The 22657-nt window shown below is 47.8% G+C and carries 16 protein-coding genes; 12 read left to right on the forward strand and 4 right to left on the reverse strand.

All coding sequences use genetic code 11. The annotated features are described in order from the left end of the window. Window positions 1–163: 163 nt before the first annotated feature. Window positions 164–1198, reverse strand: a complete 1035-nt coding sequence (locus ABIE27_RS15245) for a LacI family DNA-binding transcriptional regulator (protein ID WP_429350985.1) — start codon at window positions 1196–1198, stop codon at window positions 164–166. A gap of 448 nt (window positions 1199–1646) precedes the next feature. On the opposite strand from ABIE27_RS15245, the gene ABIE27_RS15250 reads away from it, so the two are divergent. The 4 genes from ABIE27_RS15250 (at window position 1647) to ABIE27_RS15265 (ending at window position 6773) form a co-directional block, all read left to right on the forward strand. Continuing rightward, window positions 1647–2936, forward strand: coding sequence for a sugar ABC transporter substrate-binding protein (locus ABIE27_RS15250; protein WP_429350864.1), 1290 nt, complete (start codon window positions 1647–1649; stop codon window positions 2934–2936). Between the two features lie 60 nt (window positions 2937–2996). Next, on the forward strand, window positions 2997–4352 hold the full coding sequence (locus tag ABIE27_RS15255; RefSeq protein ID WP_429350865.1) for a carbohydrate ABC transporter permease: 1356 nt from the start codon (window positions 2997–2999) through the stop codon (window positions 4350–4352). Next, entirely contained in the window at window positions 4349–5185 is an 837-nt protein-coding gene (locus tag ABIE27_RS15260) for a sugar ABC transporter permease (RefSeq protein ID WP_123062954.1), read from the forward strand. The genes ABIE27_RS15255 and ABIE27_RS15260 overlap by 4 nt, the downstream gene beginning before the upstream one ends. 295 nt (window positions 5186–5480) lie before the next feature. Further along, entirely contained in the window at window positions 5481–6773 is a 1293-nt protein-coding gene (locus ABIE27_RS15265; protein WP_123062955.1) for an MFS transporter, read from the forward strand. Window positions 6774–6921: 148 nt separating this feature from the next. On the opposite strand, the gene ABIE27_RS15270 is transcribed toward ABIE27_RS15265, so the two are convergent. After that, window positions 6922–9078 (reverse strand): alpha-amylase family glycosyl hydrolase, encoded by a 2157-nt coding sequence (locus ABIE27_RS15270; RefSeq protein ID WP_429350866.1) that lies wholly within the window; start codon window positions 9076–9078, stop codon window positions 6922–6924. A 501-nt stretch (window positions 9079–9579) separates the two neighbouring features. On the opposite strand from ABIE27_RS15270, the gene ABIE27_RS15275 reads away from it, so the two are divergent. Genes ABIE27_RS15275 through ABIE27_RS15285 form a run of 3 tightly spaced genes read left to right on the forward strand, consistent with a single transcriptional unit; the run spans window position 9580 to window position 13747 of the window. Next, the gene (locus ABIE27_RS15275; protein WP_240036652.1) at window positions 9580–10977 is read left to right on the forward strand and encodes an alpha/beta hydrolase; all 1398 of its coding nucleotides are present in this window, start codon (window positions 9580–9582) and stop codon (window positions 10975–10977) included. Further along, window positions 10974–12398: a hypothetical protein gene (locus tag ABIE27_RS15280; RefSeq protein ID WP_429350867.1), complete on the forward strand. Its 1425-nt coding sequence runs from the start codon at window positions 10974–10976 to the stop codon at window positions 12396–12398. Before ABIE27_RS15275 ends, ABIE27_RS15280 begins: the two co-directional genes overlap by 4 nt. After that, a complete protein-coding gene (locus tag ABIE27_RS15285; RefSeq protein WP_123062958.1) occupies window positions 12395–13747 on the forward strand; it encodes a class I adenylate-forming enzyme family protein in 1353 nt (450 codons plus the stop codon). Before ABIE27_RS15280 ends, ABIE27_RS15285 begins: the two co-directional genes overlap by 4 nt. Before the next feature lie 364 nt (window positions 13748–14111). Here ABIE27_RS15285 and ABIE27_RS15290 read toward each other — a convergent pair whose 3' ends face one another. Together ABIE27_RS15290 and ABIE27_RS15295 are read right to left on the reverse strand one after the other, a co-directional pair. After that, entirely contained in the window at window positions 14112–15884 is a 1773-nt protein-coding gene (locus ABIE27_RS15290) for an alpha-glycosidase (protein ID WP_429350868.1), read from the reverse strand. 219 nt (window positions 15885–16103) lie between these two features. Beyond that, the gene (locus ABIE27_RS15295) at window positions 16104–16679 is read right to left on the reverse strand and encodes a hypothetical protein (RefSeq protein ID WP_123062960.1); all 576 of its coding nucleotides are present in this window, start codon (window positions 16677–16679) and stop codon (window positions 16104–16106) included. A gap of 481 nt (window positions 16680–17160) precedes the next feature. On the opposite strand from ABIE27_RS15295, the gene ABIE27_RS15300 reads away from it, so the two are divergent. From ABIE27_RS15300 to ABIE27_RS15320, 5 genes are all read left to right on the forward strand, one after another. Then, window positions 17161–18180, forward strand: a complete 1020-nt coding sequence (locus tag ABIE27_RS15300) for an ABC transporter substrate-binding protein (protein WP_123062961.1) — start codon at window positions 17161–17163, stop codon at window positions 18178–18180. Between the two features lie 96 nt (window positions 18181–18276). Continuing rightward, window positions 18277–19290, forward strand: a complete 1014-nt coding sequence (locus ABIE27_RS15305) for a FecCD family ABC transporter permease (protein WP_429350869.1) — start codon at window positions 18277–18279, stop codon at window positions 19288–19290. After that, window positions 19287–20330, forward strand: coding sequence for a FecCD family ABC transporter permease (locus ABIE27_RS15310; protein WP_429350870.1), 1044 nt, complete (start codon window positions 19287–19289; stop codon window positions 20328–20330). The genes ABIE27_RS15305 and ABIE27_RS15310 overlap by 4 nt, the downstream gene beginning before the upstream one ends. 13 nt (window positions 20331–20343) lie before the next feature. Further along, entirely contained in the window at window positions 20344–21171 is an 828-nt protein-coding gene (locus tag ABIE27_RS15315) for an ABC transporter ATP-binding protein (RefSeq protein ID WP_123062964.1), read from the forward strand. Window positions 21172–21578: 407 nt separating this feature from the next. Next, window positions 21579–22601, forward strand: a complete 1023-nt coding sequence (locus tag ABIE27_RS15320) for a hypothetical protein (protein WP_123062965.1) — start codon at window positions 21579–21581, stop codon at window positions 22599–22601. Window positions 22602–22657 lie beyond the last annotated feature (56 nt).

Below are 22657 nucleotides of genomic sequence, written 5' to 3' on the forward strand. Positions count from 1 at the left end.
ATTGATGAAAATAAAGTAAGGAAAGAAAAAAGAAATTTAAGCCATAGAAAGTAAAGGGAAAGCCGCAGAAATGCGGCTTCTTTGACATGTGTGCTCGTCGTATATCTTGTCTAAGTTAAAAAAAGACAAACGTTTGCACTTCACAAAAGATGAGGTAGAGCGCTTAACTCAGGAAGGGCTTTGCCTTCAAATATAGGGAGGACTCACGTACAATCAGGCGGTGCGGGATAATAACCGGGTTCTGAGCGAGAGGCTCGTTGCCAAGAATTTTTAGTAAAACCTGAACTGCGGTATACCCGAGCTGATAGGTTCCAATATCAATGGAACTGAGCGGAGGTGAAGCAAGTTCGGACAACGCGATATTGTTAAAACTGACTACACTGATATCCTCGGGGACCTGATATCCCAGCTCCGCGAGTGCCCTTAACACACCAAAAGCGACATTATCATCGATAACTACAATGGCGGTAGGCCTGTCGGGCAGCGACATAAAAAGGGACATCGCCCGGAAGCCGCTTTCCTGCAGGAATTCACCCTCTACAATCCAGTCGTTAGTGGCCGTTAACCCGGATTCTTCAAGAGCCTTCCGATATCCACGCATGCGATCATGCGATAACGTAATATCCGGCGGGCCGCTCACAAAGCCGATGCGTGTGTGTCCCTGTGCAATAAGATGCTGCGTTGCATCATACGCGGTCTGCACATTATCGTTGTCAACCATAGGTGCATTCGGATGTGTCTCACTTCGGCCAATAAGCACAAACGGGAATTCTTCCTCTTCGAGAAAAGAGATGATAGGATCGTCCCGTTTGGAACCGAGCAACAGAATGCCGTCGACCCTGCGACCATGCACGAGACGGGAAATGGCCTGTAATTCATCATCGGAGGACGTCTCGGTGGACAGCAGTAATTCATAGTTGTTACGAGTCGCGTGGGTAATAATGCCGCGCAACAACTCTCCAAAGAAATAGTTTTGAAAAAGCTCCTCCGCAGGACGGGGCAGCATAATTCCAAGCGTCTGCGTTGTTTTGGATACAAGGCTCTTAGCCATCATATTGGGATGATAATTAAGCTCTTTCATAATTTGTTTAACTTTAAGAGATGTTTCCGTACTGATTCTGGGATGGCCTGAAATCACCCGTGACACTGTAGAAGGGGAAACACCCGCCAATTTGGCAATATCCTTGATCGTAATCATGTAAAAAACCCCTTCTGATTCAATCATTTCAACATTCTCCTATGGTAATGCAAAGGGTACCAGAAATCAATTGTTAACTCGTTAACCCAGAATGCAAGCAGAGCAAAATAAAGGAAGAAAGAGTTAGATCAAGGAAATAGGGAATTACTGTGAACAAAATTCAGGATATGGTTAAATTTGAAGGAATACAGCTTGTGCAAACGTTTGTACAAAGAAAGTTTGATATTGTATGATGTGGTATATATTATAGCGCTTACATCAGTGGATTTACATACTTTTAACTTATTTCCCCTTACATATCGGATACCTCAGTGACATTGTCTTTCATTTTGAGCAAACGTTTGTACAATAGTTCACATGGAACACAAATCCTGACAATCTACGGCGTTTAAAGGGTGAAAAGCGCAAAATTTTCTTGAACTACAAAGAGGGAAAGGGGACATTTCACATGAGAAAATGGCAAGGCGCAGTTCTGTCCATCGGAATGGCTTTTACGCTAGCTGCATGTTCAACCGGAGGAGGAGGCAATTCTACTCCGGCAGCGCCAAGTGATAATCCAGAGGATACAGTTCAGCTGACTGCTGAGAATCTCCAGCCGGAGGAGGGCGCGACACTGGTCATCTGGGAGGATAAAAACCAGAGCAGCTTTATTGAGCAGCGAGTCAAAAAATTCGAAGAAAAATATGGTGTCACGGTCAAAATGGAGGAACTGCCGCCAACAGATCAGGTAACCAAGTTAACGACAGACGGCCCTGCCGGGCTTGCTGCGGATGTCGTTGTGTTCCCGCATGACAAGATTGGCAGCGCCTCGGAAGCAGGACTTATTTTGCCTAATGATATCTTCGAAGCCGAAACTACAGCCAATACCAGCGAGAATGCGCTGAAAGCGGTGACGTTCAAAGACATTTTATACGGATATCCGTACAGCGTCGAAACGTACGCCCTCTTTTACAACAAAGCCTTGTACCCCGAAGCACCGAAAAATTTTGATGAAATTATCGATTTTGCCAAAACGTTTAACAATACCAAATCCAATCAGTATGCGCTGATGTGGGAATTACAACAATTCTATTATAACTATGCTTTCCTTGCATCTCAGGGTGGATATATCTTTGGGGACAACGGGATGGATAGCAGTGACCTCGGTTTGAACAACGAAGGAGCGCAGAAGGGGGGAGAATTCCTCCAAAAGTTGAAGGCTGAAGTGTTGCCGCTCAAGATGGGCGATGTGAATTACGATATCAAAAAAGGACTGTTCTCCAGCGGCAAGCTGGCCATGGATATTAACGGACCTTGGACCATTGCCGACTATCGCAACGCCGGAATTGATTTTGGAGTTGCTCCGCTTCCCGCTATTGATGGCAAGCCAATGACTTCCTTCTCGGGTGTGAAAGCCTATTACGTCAATGCGTTTACCCAGTATCCTAATGCTTCCAAGTTGCTGGCCGCATTCCTCTCGAACGAAGAAGCCCAGATGGAGAACTTTGACATGAACGGTACGCTTCCGGCGAACAAAAATGTGGCGGGTAACGCCAAAGTTCAGGAAGATCCGATTAACAAAGCCTTCCTTGAACAATTCAACAACTCGACACCGATGCCTTCCCTTCCAGCCATGGACAGTGTATGGGGACCGATTTCATCAGCCATTACCGACATTTGGGATAGCGGCAAGGATGTCAAAGCCTCACTCGACAATGCTGTGAAACAGATTAAGGAGAGCCTGGCTACCACACAATGATGACGAAACAGCGATGACACGATGAACGATGAATGATACCAAACGGAGAGGAGGGAGCATATGCGACAACAGCATGTCCCGGTGTCTGCCCAGCCCAATAGGGAAAAGCAGCACCGGATGACAGCAGCCATATGCTCCATCATACTGCAAGGTCTCGGACAGTTATACAACCGGCAGTGGATTAAAGGCATTGTGCTGCTGCTGCTGGAGGGAGCAGGACTCGCGTACCTGCTTCCAAGGCTGTCCCAAGCGGTATGGGGAATATGGACACTGGGGGAGAATACACAGCGTTTCGTGAAAGTGAATGGTTCAACGGTGCTTCAAAAGGGCGACCATTCCATCTTTTTGCTGCTTGACGGAATTATAGTGCTGCTGGTCTTTTTTGTGTTTGTGCTTGTTTACATCCTGAACATCCGGGATGCGTATATGACCGGACTTGCAAGAGAGCAGGGGAAACCGACGCTGGGAGCCGCGGCAACGATGCGCAATGTGATGGACAAAAATTTTCCGTATCTGTTCCTGTCCATCCCGGCACTCGGTATTCTGTTTTTTACAATCATGCCGATTCTGTTCACCGTTACGATTGCGTTTACGAACTATGCAGCACCGGATCATATTCCACCAGCCAAACTGGTGGACTGGGTAGGGTTCAAAACGTTTACGGATCTGATCCAGCTCAAATCCTGGAGCCAGACGTTCTACGGGGTGCTCACCTGGACAGTCATCTGGGCAGTCTTGGCGACAGTAACGACGTACTTCGGCGGAGTGCTTGTAGCTTTGTTAATTGAACAGAAAGGCATCCGCTTCAAAAAGTTATGGCGTACCATTTTTATTTTGCCTTATGCCATTCCACAGATTATCTCGCTGCTGCTGATGCGTAACCTGTTCAACGGTCAGTTTGGTCCGATCAATACGTATATGCGAGCCTTCGGACTGGAAGGATTACCATGGCTGACGGACCCATTCTGGGCCAAGGTTACCGTCATTGTCGTCAACATGTGGATCGGTATCCCGGTCAGCATGGTGCTCATTTTGGGCGTACTTACAGCTATTCCGCGTGATCTGTATGAGGCAGCCGAAGTAGACGGCGCTTCTGCGTTCCAGAAGTTCAAAATTATTACGATGCCGTTCATTTTATTTGCCACGACACCGGTGCTGATTATGCAGTTTGCCGGGAATTTCAACAACTTCAATGTCATTTTCCTGTTAACGAACGGTAATCCGCTTCGCGGAGACTATCAGTATGCAGGGGCAACGGATTTGCTGGTGACCTGGCTCTACAAACTCACGCTCGACAATAATAAATTCAACATGGCTTCTGCGGTAGGTATTATCATCTTCCTGATTATCGCTACCTTCTCCATCTGGAACTTCCGCCGCTCCAAATCATTCAAGGAGGAGGACATGATCCAATGAAGAAACGCAACAATCCGATTCGTTTGATACTCAGTTACGTGCTTTTGCTGATCATTGCCGTCGTATCCGTCTATCCGGTTTTGTGGATTTTTCTGTCGTCCTTACGTCCCGGTGCGGCATTGTTCAGTGAACGCTTATGGCCGGAAAGCTTCACGCTGTCCCATTATGGAGAGCTGTTTAACAATCCGGCCTTTATGTACGGCAGATGGTATATGAATACGCTGAAAATAGCCTTCTTTACGATGATTTTCTCTACATTAATGGTGACGCTAGGGATGTACGCGTTGTCCCGGTTCCGTTTTCGGGGGCGTAAAACGATTCTGTCCACCATGCTCATTCTGGGCATGTTTCCAAGCTTCATGAGCATGATTGCCATCTATATTATTTTGTTGCAAATCAAACTGCTCGATACACATGCTGCGCTTATTCTGGTCTATTCCTCTGGAGCGGTGCTGGGCGGATTCATCGTCAAAGGTTTCTTTGACACCATCCCGCGCAGTCTGGATGAAGCAGCTCGTATCGATGGCGCAAGCCATCTGCGTGTGTTCACAAGTATCATTCTGCCATTATCCAAGCCGATGCTAACATACGTCGCTTTAACCAGCTTTACGGGGGCATGGATGGATTTTATTTTTGCCCGGCTCGTGCTGCGTACCAAGGAAAACTGGACTCTGGCCGTAGGCATGTGGGATCTCGTAAACCGCTATCAGGACAGTAACTTTACGATGTTTGCAGCGGGAGCTGTATTGATTGCTATTCCAATTACCCTGCTGTTTGTATTCCTGCAGCGTTTCCTCGTTCAGGGTCTGACAACAGGGGCGTCCAAAGGTTAATATCTCTCTATGGACTCGAAAGATTAACATTACTCCATGGCATACCAAGGGAAAGATCACTCACTCCTGTGCCGTCAACAACATAGTAAGTCGCAATATGGGCAAGATGAGCCACACTTGCGGCAATTCACCAGGCACTTCCGCAACGTCATGTCTTCGTCGACTGGCCACGCTTCGGAAGTGTCTGCTTGTGCTTAGAGGTACGGAGAATGAAATCCAGGCTGTCTAATTCAGGGTTCTGATTAAGGCTTGCTTGTTTAGGGCTTCTAATGAAAAAAAAGGAGGAACGTGATGTATGAGCATGAACCCTTCCAGTGAGCCCGAGGCTGCAGCTAAAGCCTATCCAGGGGGACAAGCTATTCTGCAGAGCAGTGAAGCTCCGCGCACCCTATGGCGTAACAGGACGTTCCGCAGAATCCTGTACGGGTACGGCATATCTGTTTTTGGCGACTGTTTTAATAGCATTGCCATCAGTCTGTGGGTACTTCAGACGACAGGCAGCGCCAAGAGTATGGCTGCCATACAGATCTGTAATATGGCAGTCAGCTTTATATTTGGATCGGTGGCGGGCACAGTTGCCGATCGGCTGGATCGGAGGAAGCTGATGCTGGCTTCAGATGTGTTTCGCGGTGTGATCGCGCTATTGATTGCGGTTAGCCTGTTCAGCTGGCATGTACCTTTCCCTGTATTGCTGTTATTGCTCTCTTTATCGATGTTTTCAAGCCTCTTTCAGGCACCGGCATTTCATGCTTCCGTTGCTAGTATGGTCGGCAAGCAGCACATCCAGCAGGCAACGGGTACCATTCATCTGGTGGACAATCTGGCTCGTATCAGTGGTTTGGCTGCTGCCGGGGTCGCTGTAGCTGCATTTGGCGGTTTTGTCGCCATCCTGATTACAAGTGCGACTTTCCTATTGTCTGCAATCTGTGTGCTGCTGGCAGGGCGTTTCCCGCAGGTGATGCGTACCAGTGGCGACCCGAAATCTTTTGCGCAGGCGTGGCGCAGTTCATTTGCTTACATCTATCGGAGTCCGCTCATTCGTTCCATTGTATTACTCAATCCGTTGCTGCTTCTCTTTTTTATGTCGGCCATGATGCTCATTCAGGTGATGGCCGTTAACGTATGGAAGGCGAATCCAGTTCAATTTGGTTTGATCGAGACCTGTATTCCTCTAGGATACATGATTGGATCAGGAGTGTTGATTGCTTCGGGAAAAAGATTGAAACATCGCGGGCGCTGGGTCTTTATCGGCCTGCTTGTGTTAGGACCTGTTTATATGCTTCTGGCTAATGTTTCTTCGCCTCTCATGGCCTTGCCGCTTATCATAGGTGGAGGAGCCATGTTTGCCTGTTGCACGATGTTGACCCAGATTATGCTTCGCACCGCCGTACCGGATGAGATGCAGGGGAGCGTTTACGGTGTCGTTGGCACCATTACGAGTACAGCGCCGATCCTGGGCCTGACGGTAGTCTCGATCTTCGCAGATCACTGGGGCGCCGCTACGGTCTTGGAAGGCGTAGGAATATTGCTGCTTGCCACGGGGATCATTGCAATTACAACCTTAAAGTCCATTCGAACCTATACTTAGATATTCATCCCAAGGAAGATAGAAATTTTTTTCAACGAGAATTAGACGAAACATCCTCTGTTACTGAGCCGATCACATAGCAAAACCCGGAGCATACGCTGCATTTGCGTATTCCGGGTTAGCTTGTGTATTCAAGGATATGAAGTTCTTACTGCCAGTTTACCGTAACGGTGGCTGTTCCGCTTGCCGGTGTGGTGAATGTATGGTTAGAACCGCTCTCCCATGTAATCGTTGAACCGTTTTTCTTGAAAAACTTGAACTCCAGCTGTTTGCCTGCCGGTACGCTGACATCATAGTACCAGGTTGGGTATTGATGAATGACCTGATTGAATGCTGGTCCAATGGCAGTGGAACCGGTGCTCCAGTTACCAAGCTCGGCTACGTTGCCTGTCAGATAAATGTTCTGTCCAAGCGTTGTGGACGCATTGTTTACGACGAAGCGAACCGTAACCTGATCGCCGGTCAGGATGGTGAAGTTGTTATATGCATTGCTGTTTACCCCGTTCGCAGCAACTTTGACTGCATAGTTGCCAGCGGCAACGGAAGGGATGGTTACTTTAATCTGCGTATCTTCCCAAGACGTAATCGCTGCTCCGGTAACCGCTGTGGTGCCGAAGTAGACCGTGCCTTTTGTCGAGCCGAATCCACGGCCATCAATTGTCACAACATTACCGGGTTTCCCCATAACCGGCCCAACATGACCGATGGTTGGTGTCGTTTCGGCTGTTGTGTATTGCCATACTGCCGTTGCGCCCGCGGCAAGGGTGAAGTTGTTAATGCTGCCGTTCGTGGAGGTGACGTTATTTCCGTTCAGCACACCGCCAAGTACATCCGTGTATGAGCCTGTAGGCAGGGAAGTACTCAATCCTGCAATGCTTGCTGATGTGGAAAGATTGCGGTTTACAGCGACGACGGCTACACTCTTGCCGAATTTGCGCTCATAAACATATACATCATTGTTAATCCAGCGCTGCTGTGTGGAACCGTAGGCAATGGCCGGATTGGATTTGCGCAGAGGCGCGAGTTTGCTGATGACGTTAAATGCTGTAGTGGATTTGGAGAAAGAAGGCATTTTGGCCCGGTTATCCGGATCGCCATTCCCCGTCAAATACTGTTCAGTACCATAGTAGATGGCAGGCACACCACGTGAAGTCAATGTGAAGGCCAAAGCCTGCTCCAGGCGGCGATTGTTGACCGCACTTGTTTTGAAACGATCCATATCATGGTTGTCGATGAACGTCACCTGATCGTTCACTTGGTTGTAGTCCGTAGCTGTGCTGTTAATCATGGAATCCAGAGCGTACATGTTGGACGTGTTATCACGGAACACATTACGCACCGCAGAGTTAAAACGGAAGTCGAGCAGGCTCATACCAGACTTGTTAGCAAAGTCCGTGTTATCTGCATCGGATGCAGCTGATCCCAGGAACCATTCTCCAAAAGTGAACACAGGTTTGTGTGCGTAGATGGAGGACATCCAGCTCTTTTGCCAACCGAGAGGCATATGTTTCACCGCATCCACCCGAATACCGTCGACGCCCGTATCAAGCCACAGTTTGATCGCGTCTTTGAAGTATTTGTCGATGGTCGCATTATTGTGGTTGAAGTCGGCCAGGTCATACAGATTTTTGTAGATGCCGTTCTCCAGAGAAGAGAAGTCAGAGCCGCCATTGTGATGGAAATACCCGTTGGTATCATTGGTATAACCGCCTACCAGTGTACCGTTATCGTACAATCTGCCGTTTTCGGCAAAAGAGGTGTCGGTTTCCATCGCTGGAGAGGTATGGTTCGGTGCGAAGTCAATAACGATCTTGATGCCTTTGGCATGAGCCGTCGTAATCAGGTTCTGAAAATCCGCCATCGTGCCAAAGTATGGATTTGTCTTTTTGAAGTCCCGAGCCCAGTAGCCGTGGTAGGCAGTATTGGTTACACCGCTATAGTTGATCGTTGCAAAAATATTTTCGACAGGCTGGGAGATCCACAACGCTGTGACACCCAGATCACTGAAATAGTTATCGTTGATTTTGTTGATTAACCCTTGCCAGTCTCCGCCGCAGTAGAGCTTCAAATTGCTGCATGTTGCATCATAAGCGGCTCCGGTAGGATTGTTGGAAGGATTGCCGTCCAAAAAGCGATCCGTAAATACTTGGTAGATCACATCTGTACTGAAGCTCTGCTTGTTGGTCACGGCGGTGTCCGGATCGGCGTATATAGCAGAAGCTGGCAAGAACGGCAGGGCGCTGCCGGCAAGCAAGCCGAGGGTCAGTGTGGTGCTGAGGAATGCGCGTTTGGCCATTTGAAACATGGTAATCCACCCTTCGTGAATGTAGTAGTTTTTTGATAAACAACCAATTGGCTTTGAATTGTAGCGCTTACAATAGTGCAGGTTGATTCACTGAATTGTTTGGATTCCTCCTTTCGGGCGTAAACGCAGACAACCCCGGTATCTCCTTGGGGAGTTACCGGGGTTGTCCTAAACCACTGGGGTTTAAAAAGCATAGCCCTCGAGTTATGATCACAACGCTATCGTAAGAAAATTTGGTTTTTATGTCAATAACTTTTTTCTAAGCATTTTTTTTCTATTTTTATATTTACAAAAGTATCCCGCTCGATTTAAACTATTCGCAGATTCATCAAATTAAGGGCTATGCATTCCGGATCAGCTTGTAATTCGGCTGACCTATCCGGGACAACCCCGTCTCTCCTGAGGCGGGGTTGTTTGTTGTCACCAAGATTTCACAGCAGGATCCGTGGGAGGTTTTCTTACTTATTTTGTTCTGAGGGAAAAGGAAAAGAGAGGCGGTTGATGGCAGTGAGCACAGGATCGGTTATAGAGTGTCTGAAAAACATCCAGGCAACGCAGCTTGGCAACAAGCGAAACATTTACGTATATCTTCCGCCAGGTTATGAGGAGCAGGTTGAACGGTATTACCCGGTGTTGTACGTACATGCAGGACAGCGGGCTTTTGGGCCCTCCAGTCCGGGGAATGAAACGTGGCAGCTTGACCTGGCAGCAGATGAACTCATCTCTGCTGGCCGGATTGAACCTATCATTATTGTTGCCATAGCCCACGTTCGTCCGGTTACCCGCAACGAGTTCTACCACTACGTTGACGCTGAGCAGGAAGCAATCGGCATAGGAGGCTCTGGAATTGAATACGAGCAATTTATTATGGATGAGCTTAAACCGATGATTGATCAGCGATACCGGACAAAGAGAGATAGAGATTACACGGGATTACTCGGTTCCTCGGCAGCTGCATTATGCAACTTGCATATCGGGATGCGTCATCCGGATGTGTTTGGCAAGCTGATCATGATGTCTCCATACTTTGTGGATGCACAATTGGATGAACAAGCAGAGTATGGACTGCGGGAGAAAAAGATGTACCGACTGCCGGATACCATTCCGGATGTGAACATGTGGGTGGATATTGGAGACACCGAAGGATTATTCTTGCCTGAACAGGTAAGAACAGTCGTACAGGAGATGCTGGATCGGGGAGCAAATATGAAAAAGCTGGCTTACTTCGAGCAGTCGGATGCGTGCCATCAGGAAGCGGATTGGGGAGCGCGTGTACAATTGCCCCTGTTGCACATGTTCGGCCAAGAAGGGCAACCCGCTTCACTGGAGCTGTATGGCAGAGATGTCATCGGACTGAAAGGTGGGATGCAGGTAAGGGTTCAGGCGCGGCTCCAGTGTGATAATGGGCTAAGTCAGACATTGCTAGGCGGAGAGTATGCTTCAAGTCATCCCGAAGTTCTTCAGGTTCTTGCAGATGGTACGCTGATTCCCCGTGCCACAGGGAGTGCTGTGATTACACTGAAATCGGGTGATTTAACGGCTACACGAGATTACAGTGTTATATCTGAACTAACCCCCGTTGTACAAGTATGTATGCAGGCTAAGCTTACACCAACATTCAGATCATCGGAGCCATGGGAAGAATTCATCTACGGCGGGATGGGCATGAAGCTCATGCATACAGGTGATGGTCACTATGAAGGCTGTTATCATCTTCCGCGAGACAGCGGCTTCTCGTTCCGTTTTACCCGTGGTTTCAGGCAATTCGAGACGGATCAGGAAGGCAATCCCATAGCCAACCGAGTATTTCGTGCAACCGAAGACATGTCTCTCCACTATCATATTCAGGCTTGGGGCAGTACATCTGCCAAAGTAGAAATAGGAGGCTCACTCAAATGATAATCCATTCCTTCGCTCCAACACTGGACATCCCTTACTATTATCCATGCAATTTCCCTCTGATCCATGAAGTGCTTGAGCGGCAGGGCTCCTTGTCAAGTCTTGCCATGCTGGCAGCCAGCCGATTGTATACTCTGCCATCATGCGAAGATAATGGCTTGGTAAAGACGTATTTTCACAAGCTGGATTATGAGGAACCGATCTGGAAGATCACTAACCAGCGGGAGCTGGGCAGCTTTGAGGAAGGAAAAGTACAGATTCGGCGGCAGCTTGAAACGGGCAGGCTTTTTTTGGCGACAGGCACCAGCTACCATCTTCCTTACTGCGACGATTATCACAACCCTGAGTATATTAACAAACATGTCAAACAAGGCTCACGACATTACCTGATGGATCATTGGCTTGCCGTGTATGGCATGGATGAAGACCATATGTATGTATATGATCCTGTTTTTTACAAGTTTAAAGGCAAGGTGGAACATGCGGCTTTTCATGATTTTTGGAGAGGGCATCAGACCATTCCTGAACTTGCGGGTGTTAAACGGAAGGAGACGCTGCGAACCTACGGAACAACGGACATTCAGGCAAAAGCCCTGCTGGATTCGCAGGGTTATCGGGAGATGCTGGCACAAGCACTGACTACTCAGGTACATGAATTTTTGACAGGTAGAACGGTCACGGAGGGAACTCGGCGTTTTTATTTTGGACATGCTGTATCTACGAGTTTGATCGAGGCGCTGGAAGGAAATGCAGGAGGGAATGCAGAGAGCGAAGCCCGAACTTCGGGTTTGCTTTTTGATATGCGGTGGAGTCGATATTATTTCCGGGATCTGCTCAAGGAGTCTGCTGAGTGGCTGGGTGCACCGCTTGACCAGTATGCCAAAGAATATGAGAACATCATTCTCCGGTGGGAAAAGGCGAATAACCTGCTGCAGGTAGGACGGATTAAACAGCGCGAAGGGTGGCAAGCACAGTTGTCAGGCGCCGTGCAAGAGCTGGTCGCAGATGAATGGTATTGGTATGAGTCCTTCAGACGAGCACTGCCTCAAGCTTCCACATATGCGCGGCAATCCCAAACAGATATAGACAACGAAAACGAACACAAGGCAGCTCTGTTACGCATTGTACTGGATAGCTGCCGGGAATTGAATGCATATCATAACACATTCATTGCGTTGGATGAGGGCGGTAATGCACCACTATATGGCCGGGATGGACGACTGAATTCACTGGAACTGGTGTCATTATTAGCTGTGGTGGAGCAGGGCATTGAAGAGCATTGGGGAAAAGGCCTGGGGGACGCTCTTGCCGAGATTGCTGCTGCTTCCTTGCCGGAAAGCCCGTATCAGACGGTAGGCTCGCTGGTGAATTATCTTGCACAGCATCAGACCTTGGGCAGTAATGGGGAGGGTGTGAGATGATTGATTTTTTGCTAGAGCGATTTACCGCTCACGGACAGCACCCGGCGTTTATTTGGGAGGATCAAGAGTACAGTTACGAGTGGCTGGTTCATCAGATTTTTCTTATGGGAGAATGGATCAAAGGAGAGGGGATATCCGGGCGGGTTGTCACATTGGAAGAGGACTATTCTCCTTATGCAGCATCGGCAATGCTGGCATTGCTTGGAGCAGGGTGCATTGTGCTTCCGATCGATCGTAATTTGGTCGAAGCGAAACGGGACGAGTACGTAAAGTTGGCACATGTAGCTGTGCGCTTGGGGGTAGATGAAGGCAAGCTCTTGGTGAGACAGGTATGCAAGACTCATGAAGAAGAAGCGATGCCATCCATCTTGAATGAATTGCGACTGGAGCAGATTGGCGGATTGGTTCTGTTCTCCTCAGGATCTACGGGAGTGAGCAAGGCAACGGTTCACCGGGCAGACCGGTTGTTACAGTCCTTTCGACGGCAGGTGCGTCCGCTGCGTACCATACCCTTCATGATGTTTGATCACATCGGCGGGGTGAACACAATGCTGCAATCGCTATCCAGCGGCGGGTGCCTGTGTATTGTGGTGAATCGTACTCCGGAGGAAGTGTGCCATACCATTCAGAAACATCGTGTACAGGCGCTGCCCGTATCCCCAACTTTTATGAATTTGCTGCTTCTGGCAAAACAAGATGAGCATTACGACCTTTCCAGCCTGGAAGTGGTCTCTTATGGCTCGGAAGTAATGCCTGAGTCGGTTTTGGATGCATGGACTCGGCGTTTTCCGAGGATCAGGACGATTCAAGCTTACGGCATGTCCGAATTGGGGATTTTACCAACACGCTCCAAAGAACCGGGATCGCTGTTATTTTCCATTCAGGATGAAGAGGTGAAGTGCCGCGTTGTGGACGGTGAACTGCAGATTCATACCGCAACGGCGATGATGGGTTATCTGAATGCCCCTTCTCCTTTTACAGAAGACGGTTGGTTGCGAACAGGAGATGAGGCAGTGGTGGAGGGAGGATATATCCGCATTCTGGGTCGTCGTTCCGAGATTATTAACGTAGGTGGCTGGAAAGTGTACCCTGCTGAAGTGGAGAGTGTGCTTGAAGAGATGGATGGCATTGAAGCGGCGGTAGTTACGGGAGAAGTGAGCGGGATAACAGGCCAGCAGGTGAAAGCGACAGTACGGCTTGCTAACCCCAGTTCACTAAAAGAGCTTCGCAGGGCTATATGGGCTTATTGCCAAGATAAACTGCCTGCATACAAAATTCCGCAGAAAATTGTGATCACAGAAGAAGCGCTCGTCAGCTCCCGTATGAAAAAGGTCAGAAAGCAGGTATGATCGCCGCGGGATCATGCATAACCGTTTTATCAGAGGATGATCAGGCTGAGATTGCTCGCTAAATCGTTTGATTGATAAACTAGAGAACGCATAAATCCGAAGGGATGTGCGTTTTTTTGTTCATACAGGAGAGGCGTTCCTTCAGAGGCAATTGTCTGCTTTTTTATACCAAAAAGGGCCGGACGTTATTCACGTTCAGCCCTTCGGAATCTTCCCCATTCATATTTAGCCCTTGGAGATCCAGCCTGCATTATTTAGTAAAGGAAAGGGAAGCATGGGATGACTCACAGCATGTTGCTAGTTAAGTGCACAGAAACACAGCAAGGATTAATAGCAGACATAGGCCCCCCCCCCTTTACCAAAATCATGCTTCTGCCGGCTGTTTCACCTCACATTGCAACAAAGAGAAGCCGTATGCGCCGAGATCCAAGGTCAACTTGTTCTGTGTTGCCTCAACCGAAGCCGCAGTATACAAGTCGCGCCATACATTATGATCTCCCCACCCAAGCTCCAGTTTACGAGGCTCATCGCTGGCATTGATCACCAGCAGCATGCGTTCTCCCGTTTCCGAATCCATACGTTCCATAGCAAGGCACGGATCGCCCGTTTTGGCATAAACAATCTTTAACCCCGCGCTGCGCAATGCTGGATGTTTCTTTCGTACCTCAATCGTATGGATGAAAAATTCAAGCAGTTCCCGGTTCTGTTTGCCCACGTCCCACTCCATACATTTGCGGCAGCCCGGGTCATATCCACCGTCCAGTCCGATCTCATCTCCATAATAGACGCAAGGCGCACCCGGATAGGAGAAAAGCAACGTTACAGCCAATTTCATTTTGCGCATATCCCCATCACATAACGTCAACAACCGCGGAGTATCGTGGCTGCCCAACAGGTTAAACGCTGCTTCGGTAACCGGTTGGGAGTACGAAGCAAGCAGTTTGCCAATTTCGTTGGCGAATCCGAGTCCATCCAGCTTGCCATGCACGGCATAATCCAGTACGGAGTTGGTAAAAGGGTAGTTCATGACTGCATCGAACTGGTCGCCTTGCAGCCACATTAATGAATCATGCCAGATTTCACCGAGCAGATAAGCATCGGGCTTGATCGCTTTGACCGTCTGACGGAACTCACGCCAAAATTGGTGATCCACTTCATTGGCAACATCCAGTCGCCAACCGTCAATATCCATCTCTTCAATCCAGTAGCGTGCAACCTCAAGCAGGTACGCTTTGACATCCGGGTGCTCCGTGTTGAGCTTCGGCATGAGCGGCTCAAAGGCAAAGGTTTCGTAGGTCGGAATGCCATCCTCAACCCGTGGCGGCCAATCCTTGATGTAGAACCAGTCTGCATAAGGGGAATTAGCGCCATTTTTCATTACGTCGACAAAAGGAGGAAACTCTCTTCCCGAATGGTTAAATACAGCATCCAGAACGACTCGTATACCGCGAGCATGACATGCGTCCACTAGCATTCTCAATTGTTCATTCGTACCAAACTGAGGATCAACCTTCAGATAATCGGCGGTGTTGTATTTATGGTTGGTCGTGGCCTCGAACAATGGACAGAAATAGATGGCTGTGATCCCGAGTTTACTAAGATGATCCAGATGATCCATCACGCCTTGCAGGTCTCCGCCAAAGAAGTTGGTTGGTGTAGGCGTACCACCCCAAGGTTCAGCATTTGCTGGCGTCAGAGAGGGGTCACCATTCGCAAAACGTTCGGGGAAAATCTGATAAAAAACAGCATCCTTAACCCATGCAGGCGGTTCAAAAATATCAACCGGATTCATAAATGGAAAATCAAACATTTCCAATGGATGATCCGGCAATGACTGCTCAAATCCTCGCTCGGTCATCCACACAGAATCTTCCCCTTGAATTAGTTGGAATGCATAACGTAGTCTGCGGTAGGGCGGAGATGTCTCGGCTTCCCAATAATCAAACATTTCGTCCCGGGCGAAAATCCGCATAGGAATATGCGTGATCGTCCGATCCCAGGCATATTTATCTCCTGTAATCGCGATGACCGAATCCAAATCCCCTCGTTTGGACCGCAAGCGAAGATGCATGGTTGTGCGATTATACGCATAAGACCAGTTCAGTTTGGGACGATGATAAATCGCTTCTAAAATCATGGATATCACTCCTTGGCACATAAGTTAAATGCAAGATAAGGCTAGAGAATGCCGTGGAAAACGCCGTAGAAAACGCAAAAAAGGCACAACCTCTCATGTTCACGAGGTTGTACCTTTCGGCAGCATAGCCTTTTGATTATACGGTTATTATACGAATTATTTCTGCAAAAGAAAATACTTTTTTTCCTTAATTATCAATTTATTATGGAGCCGAGTACATTACATCTGGAATCCCAGTTGCTCTCCGTATGTCTTCACTTCTTTAAGGTACTGCTCGATGCTCTTTTTACCCGCAGCAATCTTGTCATTACCCTGCTTGAGGAACGTGCGGTTTACTGTTGTTTTGGAAACAGCCTTTTTGAACAATTGATAACCTTCCAGCTGTGCGTAGCTGCCTTTAATCAATTTGTCATGGATTTTTTTCAACTGGGTATTCTCCGGTTTGATCTGTTTCAGCATGGAAACATACTTTGTGTAATTTGGGATAGCTGTGTTGTTTAACGTCAAAAAGAAAGATTTGCGATTGGAGGAGGTGATGTATGTGTTTCCGCCTATGGCGCTCATAGCTTTTGTTTCATAAACAGCTGCTGCCTCCAAAGCATCCAAATAATCCAGAAAATCTTGATCATCCGCTGTAAGCTCTTGTTCTTCCTGGTTAATTGTCTCTTCCGTGTTTACCTCATCCGAAATCACAGTGGAATTGTCTGCTGCCGCAGTATAATGCCCTGTTGGAAGAATTACACCGCCGATCAACACCATGCTCATCAGGATCGAAAGAATCCAATGTTTTTTCATAATACCCGTCCCCTGTCTTTATATATGTGATTTTATTCCAAGGGATAATCTAACATAAGAAGAGTTTCATTCACAGGAATAATTTAGGAATAAATTATGGATTAAAGAAGCCGACTCTAAGTCCGAAAAGTAGAATGTATTGTAAAATTATTCATAAATATAAGATATGGATGTATAAATATTAATAATTTGTATAACGTCACATCATGAAATAAAAGGATAGCTCAAGGTTATATTTTGCCCAGAAGAAGTAGGCGACATTTGACATAAGTGGTTACATAACCGTTTGATAATATTGATTTATATTATATGCATTCACCTCAAATGTGCATATATAGCAGCGTTTCTAGAATAAATGAAGCTGGATATTAAACGTAAATATTTTTCCAAATAAGTGCTTGTCTAAATCACCCAACTCCATTACAATACAATTGATAATGAGATTCAATATCATTTAGAGTGAGAAGGGGAGACGAGTTCCATGTTTCGATTCAGCAAAAAGTTATATATTTATGCAGCACTTATTCTTATGATTTCTCTGCTGGCTGGCTGTGCTTCAGGGGGAAATGCGGGTACAACCAATACAGCAAGCTCAGCAACAAGTGGTAAAAGTGCTGAAGGCAGCACGGAGGGAGATAAAGCTGTCAAAGCAACAGACGAGACTCGGGTAATCAAACATGCGATGGGGGAAACAAAAATCACGGGAACTCCGCAACGAATCGTGACACTGTTCCAGGGTGCGAATGATGTCGTCGTTGCACTTGGCGTGAAACCGGCAGGTGTTGTGGAATCATGGGTGCAGCAGCCGGTTTATGAATATCTGCGTAAAGATCTGGATGGTGTACCGCAAGTAGGTCAGGAATCCCAGCCCAATCTGGAAGAAATCAACAAGTTGAAGCCTGATCTTATCATTGCAACCAAAATCAGACATGAGGAAATCTATGATCAGTTGTCACAGATTGCGCCAACAGTAGTAACCGAAACGCTGTTTGACTGGAAAGAAACATTGAAGATTGCCGGGGAAGCCATGAACAAAACAGAGGAGTCGAATAAGCTGCTTGCCGATTGGGAGACGCGTGTCGCGGATTTCAAAGAGAAAATGGGTGACCGTCTGCCGATTGAAGCAACCATTACCAACTTCAGAGCCGATCAGGTTCGTATTTTCTACATGGGATATGCAGGTAAGATCCTGAAAGAACTTGGTTTTACAAGACCGGCTGGCCATGATGAAGATAAATGGGGTGTTGAACTGACATCCAAAGAGGCTATTCCGGATATGAATGCAGATATGATTTTTAATTTCAATTCAGGTACGGATACGGCAGCAATTGAGAAAAATTATCAGGATTGGACAAGCAGTCCGCTCTGGAAAAACCTTGATGCTGTGAAAAACAACCAGCTGTACCAGGTCGATGAGGTGGCTTGGAACATGGCAGGCGGATATACATCAGCCAACATGATGCTGGACGATTTATACAAGCTCTTCAACCTGAATAAATAATAACCGGATTAGGATCTGCCATGCACCAGAACTTTCGTTAGCGAAGTGTAGGGGCAGGCAGGTCCTGTTTCACTTCACAGATGAAAGAGTGAGAGTATGTTTCCCCTTTTTACCAAGGCGAGTGCCAAAATATACGGGTTGGTCGGATTGTTCATTCTTACGTTGCTCGCAGCAACCGCCAGCATGATTCTGGGACGCACCCCTATTACGTTTCACATGTTATGGGATGCGGTTCAGTCCTATGATGATACATCAGTGGAGCATGTGGTGTTACTGACAGAGCGATTGCCACGCACGGTTATTGCGGCTGTTGTAGGGGCAAGTCTGGCTGTTGCAGGCGGACTGATGCAGGCGCTGACACGTAATCCACTGGCTTCCCCGAGTGTGTTCGGGATCAACGCGGGTGCGATTTTCTTTATTGTTATTGCTGTTGTTATATTGTCCGTGTCTTCCTTAACCACGATGATGTGGTTTGGGTTTGCCGGGGCAGCCATATCGGCAGCTATTGTATATGGTTTGGGTTCACTGGGGCGTGATGGCCTGACTCCAATCAAAATTGTTTTAGCGGGTACTGCTATTTCAGCCTTGTTTGCCTCCTTTACCCAAGCGATTCTTGTGCTGGATGGCACAGGGCTGCAGGATGTCCTGTTCTGGCTTGCTGGTTCGGTAAGTGGACGAACGCTGGAGATGCTCTATCCTGTTCTACCTTATATGGCGGCAGCCGCACTGGTGTCTTTATTTATGGGCAGAGCCATCAATTTGTTATTAACAGGGGATGACATTGCCAAAGGAATGGGACAGAACGTACTCCTGGTCAAAGTGATGATGGGAATCGTCACGGTAGTACTCGCGGGTGGTTCTGTAGCAGTTGCCGGTTCCATAGGTCTTGTGGGCCTCGTCGTACCGCATATTATGCGTGCTTTTGTGGGCAATGACTATCGCTGGCTTGTCCCGTATTGCTTCTTTGGTGGAGCGATATTGTTAATGTCAGCTGACGTCGTAGCAAGGCTGGTCATTATGCCGCAGGAAGTTCCGCTGGGTGTCATGACGGCATTAATCGGTGGTCCTTTCTTCGTATATATTGCCCGCAAGGGGGTGACGAAGATATGAAGAAGATGCTGACGTATCGGAATAAAAAGGACACGGTCTCCATGCAAGTGGAACGTAAGCCGATGGTTGTCATCGTCGTATGCCTCATTCTGTTTTTGACAGCCGGGGTGGTCGGAACCAGTATGGGAAGTGACTTAATTTCCCCGCTGGACGTCATTCAAACCATCTTTGGACTGAATGCAGGAGAGCATGATTTCGTCGTGCTGACACTCAGGCTTCCACGTGTGTTGTTATCTCTGCTTGTCGGGGCCGCACTGGGGATGTCGGGTGCACTGTTGCAGGGCATTATCCGTAACCCACTTGCCTCACCTGATGTCATCGGCATAACTGGTGGTGCTGCAGTGGCAGCTGTAGGATTTGTAACATTACTGGGTGGAGCCGTAAGCATTAAATTGCTGCCACTCTTTGCGGTTATGGGTGCTATGGTAACAGCATTCATCATTTATATCTTGGCCTGGAAAAAAGGAGTCAGTCCGATCCGGCTGGTGCTGATCGGTATAGGCGTATCGGCTATTACGGGCGCTGGCACGACGTTTATGCTGATACTAAGCCCGTTTTATACAGCAAGTCAGGCTTATATCTGGCTAACTGGCAGCATCTATGGTGCCACATGGACAGATATTCAGACGATATTACCCGTGATTGTCATCGTCCTGCCTCTTGCCATGTGGTTTGGCCGCAGTCTGAATGCACAGGAGTTCGGAGATGACCTTGCGACAGGGCTTGGCGTTACGGTGCAGTGGCATCGATCTGTGTTGTTATTATGCAGTGTGCTCCTCGCCGGGATTGCTGTGTCTGTCGCTGGTACGATTGGCTTTGTGGGTTTGATTGCCCCGCATATCGCACGAAAACTGGTAGGGCGGATGTTTGGCAGCTTGCTGCTGGTATCCGGCTTTGTAGGTGCTTTACTGGTATGCACAGCTGATCTCATTGCCCGAACGGCGTTTCTGCCGCTGGATATCCCTGCAGGCGTATTTACCGCAGGAATTGGAGCACCGTTTTTCCTGTATCTATTATTTAAGAATCGAAACCATTATTGAGGGGGAGAGAGCCGTGAGTATTCTGGAAGCCAAGGATCTTACCATCTCCTATGGAGCAGATCCGATTATAGAAAACCTGAACCTGACCATTCCTAAGGGAGAGATTACAGTCCTGATCGGCAGTAATGGCTGCGGCAAATCGACGCTATTGCGCACGATGGCAAGACTGTTGAAGTCCAGCTCAGGCACCGTGTTGCTGGATGGAGAAGAGATTGCAAAGCTGCCCACCAAAGAAATCTCAAGACGTATGTCTATTCTGCCCCAAGGACCAACGGCACCGGAAGGTTTGACCGTGAATCAGCTTGTTCGCCAAGGACGCTATCCTCACCAGACATGGCTTAAACAGTGGTCGCGTGAGGATGAGCGCATGGTCGAACTGGCTCTTGCATCCACACATCTGACGGCACTTGCGGATCGGCCTGTTGATGCGTTATCCGGTGGTCAGCGTCAACGCGCATGGATTGCGATGACCTTGGCACAAGGTACAGAAACATTGCTGCTGGACGAGCCTACGACATATCTGGATATGACACATCAGATTGATATTCTGGATCTGCTGTTTGAATTAAATGAACGAGAAGGGCGTACCATCGTAATGGTGCTTCACGACCTGAATCTGGCCTGCCGATACGCACATCATATTGTTGCGGTGCACAACAAGTCCATCTATGCAGAGGGTAAACCGGAAGATATTATCAATCGTGACCTCGTGCGAAACGTTTTTCAGATGGAGTGTGATATTGCTGTAGATCCGTTATTCGGTACACCAACCTGTATCCCGCACGGAAGAGGCAGGAAGCTGAATGAAACTCAGCAGCGTTATACACAGCTGGCTAGATGAACGGGAGCTTCGGGGCACCTGTTTGTCAAAGATACCCAGAATGCTGAATCGCTACGTTTGCTATGCTTTTTTGGAAAATGCTACGCCTAGAGCGTCAATGAAAATAGGCGTATACGTCATATTTTTACGATTATCCATCCTTCAAATATTCCTCAGTACCATCATCTTATCGTCATGGGGATAACGAAACAGGCAAGCAGAGGATTTGGAAACTCCATGGCTTGCCTCGTTTGTTATGCCTATGTATGCCACTATTCCACGATTACATAACCAAATCCCATCGAAAATAAATATATTTTTTTCCTAAAAAGTTTCATATTGACAACAGGCAAATAATTACCATAAAATAGATTTTGTGTGATACTGATAATCATTATCAATAAAATCAACCGATAGGAAGGTCGGATATGAATTTACTTCGTTCCAAAAGTTCCGTATTTCCAGAAGGTTTTGAGAATCTACAGAATCGGCTGATTCTGAACAAAGCAAGGGAGATGGGGATCGGGTGCGAGCTGCTGGTGGATGGTTGTGAGGATTTTCTACAACTGTCCTTGGAGCACAAACAGATCATCATTAACAAAACAAGAACTCATCGGCTACCGCTGATCGCAGGACTGCTTGCCAAGAATAAACAGGCATGTAATCTGATCCTGCATGAACAGGGGATGCCAGTTCCCCCGTATATCGTTGTAGCAGCCATGGGAGAAGAGGCCGAAGTTTTCCTCCATCAATACAGTTCCATCGTAGTCAAACCGCTGGATTCCAGCAGCAGTCAAGGGGTTACGCTGGATGTACGAACTGTTGCTGAGCTGGAAGCGGCAATACATCTCGCAACCCAGTATGGCAGTAGCATTCTGCTACAACAATATGTCATTGGAACCGACTACCGGGTGCTAATTATCAACGATCAGGTAGCGGCGGTTAACCAATACCGTCCTGTGTATGTGACGGGCAACGGTAGTTCATCTGTCCGTGAACGGATTGAAATGCTGAACCGGAACCGCATACAGGATACAGAGATTGGTGCGTACGAAGCTTTCCCCGCGATTGATCCCGAAAATACTCATTTGCTGGATACGTTGCGTAAGCAAGGTCTTGCTTTGAATGACGTGTCTCCTGTGGATCAGGAGATTGAGCTGTATGATCTCCGGAATTCGGCGGCCGGGAAGATCAGTGAATTTTACAGGGATTGTACGGATGACATTCACCCTGATAATGCCCGCATGATGATACAGGCAGCCCAAGCGCTCCAGATTGACGTTGCAGGTATAGATGTTCGCTGCAAGGACATCCGAGTACCTATTACGACGGCACAGGGAGGCATTCTGGAGGTCAACGCATTGCCGGATCTGACTCACCATGTGTATCCACATGGCGGCACGACAAGGGATGTTGTCCGTCAATATCTGGAGTATCTATTTCAGAGTTAACGGCTAACGCGTAATAAAGCGCTTGTTTCACAGGATGATGTGTTGAACTTGTTTCA

This window comes from Paenibacillus sp. 4624 (assembly GCF_050435065.1).
GTDB classification, from domain to species: domain Bacteria; phylum Bacillota; class Bacilli; order Paenibacillales; family Paenibacillaceae; genus Paenibacillus; species Paenibacillus amylolyticus_D.

Excerpts from the sequence above, each read along its gene's own strand:
- ABIE27_RS15300 (WP_123062961.1), top strand. The coding sequence starts at position 17,161 with ATGTTTCGATTCAGCAAAAAGTTATATATTTATGCAGCACTTATTCTT.
- ABIE27_RS15255 (WP_429350865.1), top strand. The coding sequence starts at position 2,997 with ATGCGACAACAGCATGTCCCGGTGTCTGCCCAGCCCAATAGGGAAAAG.
- ABIE27_RS15305 (WP_429350869.1), top strand. The coding sequence starts at position 18,277 with ATGTTTCCCCTTTTTACCAAGGCGAGTGCCAAAATATACGGGTTGGTC.
- ABIE27_RS15250 (WP_429350864.1), top strand. The coding sequence starts at position 1,647 with ATGAGAAAATGGCAAGGCGCAGTTCTGTCCATCGGAATGGCTTTTACG.
- ABIE27_RS15320 (WP_123062965.1), top strand. The coding sequence starts at position 21,579 with ATGAATTTACTTCGTTCCAAAAGTTCCGTATTTCCAGAAGGTTTTGAG.
- ABIE27_RS15275 (WP_240036652.1), top strand. The coding sequence starts at position 9,580 with ATGGCAGTGAGCACAGGATCGGTTATAGAGTGTCTGAAAAACATCCAG.
- ABIE27_RS15245 (WP_429350985.1), bottom strand. The coding sequence starts at position 1,198 with ATGATTACGATCAAGGATATTGCCAAATTGGCGGGTGTTTCCCCTTCT.
- ABIE27_RS15290 (WP_429350868.1), bottom strand. The coding sequence starts at position 15,884 with ATGATTTTAGAAGCGATTTATCATCGTCCCAAACTGAACTGGTCTTAT.
- ABIE27_RS15295 (WP_123062960.1), bottom strand. The coding sequence starts at position 16,679 with ATGAAAAAACATTGGATTCTTTCGATCCTGATGAGCATGGTGTTGATC.
- ABIE27_RS15285 (WP_123062958.1), top strand. The coding sequence starts at position 12,395 with ATGATTGATTTTTTGCTAGAGCGATTTACCGCTCACGGACAGCACCCG.
- ABIE27_RS15265 (WP_123062955.1), top strand. The coding sequence starts at position 5,481 with ATGAGCATGAACCCTTCCAGTGAGCCCGAGGCTGCAGCTAAAGCCTAT.
- ABIE27_RS15310 (WP_429350870.1), top strand. The coding sequence starts at position 19,287 with ATGAAGAAGATGCTGACGTATCGGAATAAAAAGGACACGGTCTCCATG.
- ABIE27_RS15260 (WP_123062954.1), top strand. The coding sequence starts at position 4,349 with ATGAAGAAACGCAACAATCCGATTCGTTTGATACTCAGTTACGTGCTT.
- ABIE27_RS15270 (WP_429350866.1), bottom strand. The coding sequence starts at position 9,078 with ATGTTTCAAATGGCCAAACGCGCATTCCTCAGCACCACACTGACCCTC.
- ABIE27_RS15280 (WP_429350867.1), top strand. The coding sequence starts at position 10,974 with ATGATAATCCATTCCTTCGCTCCAACACTGGACATCCCTTACTATTAT.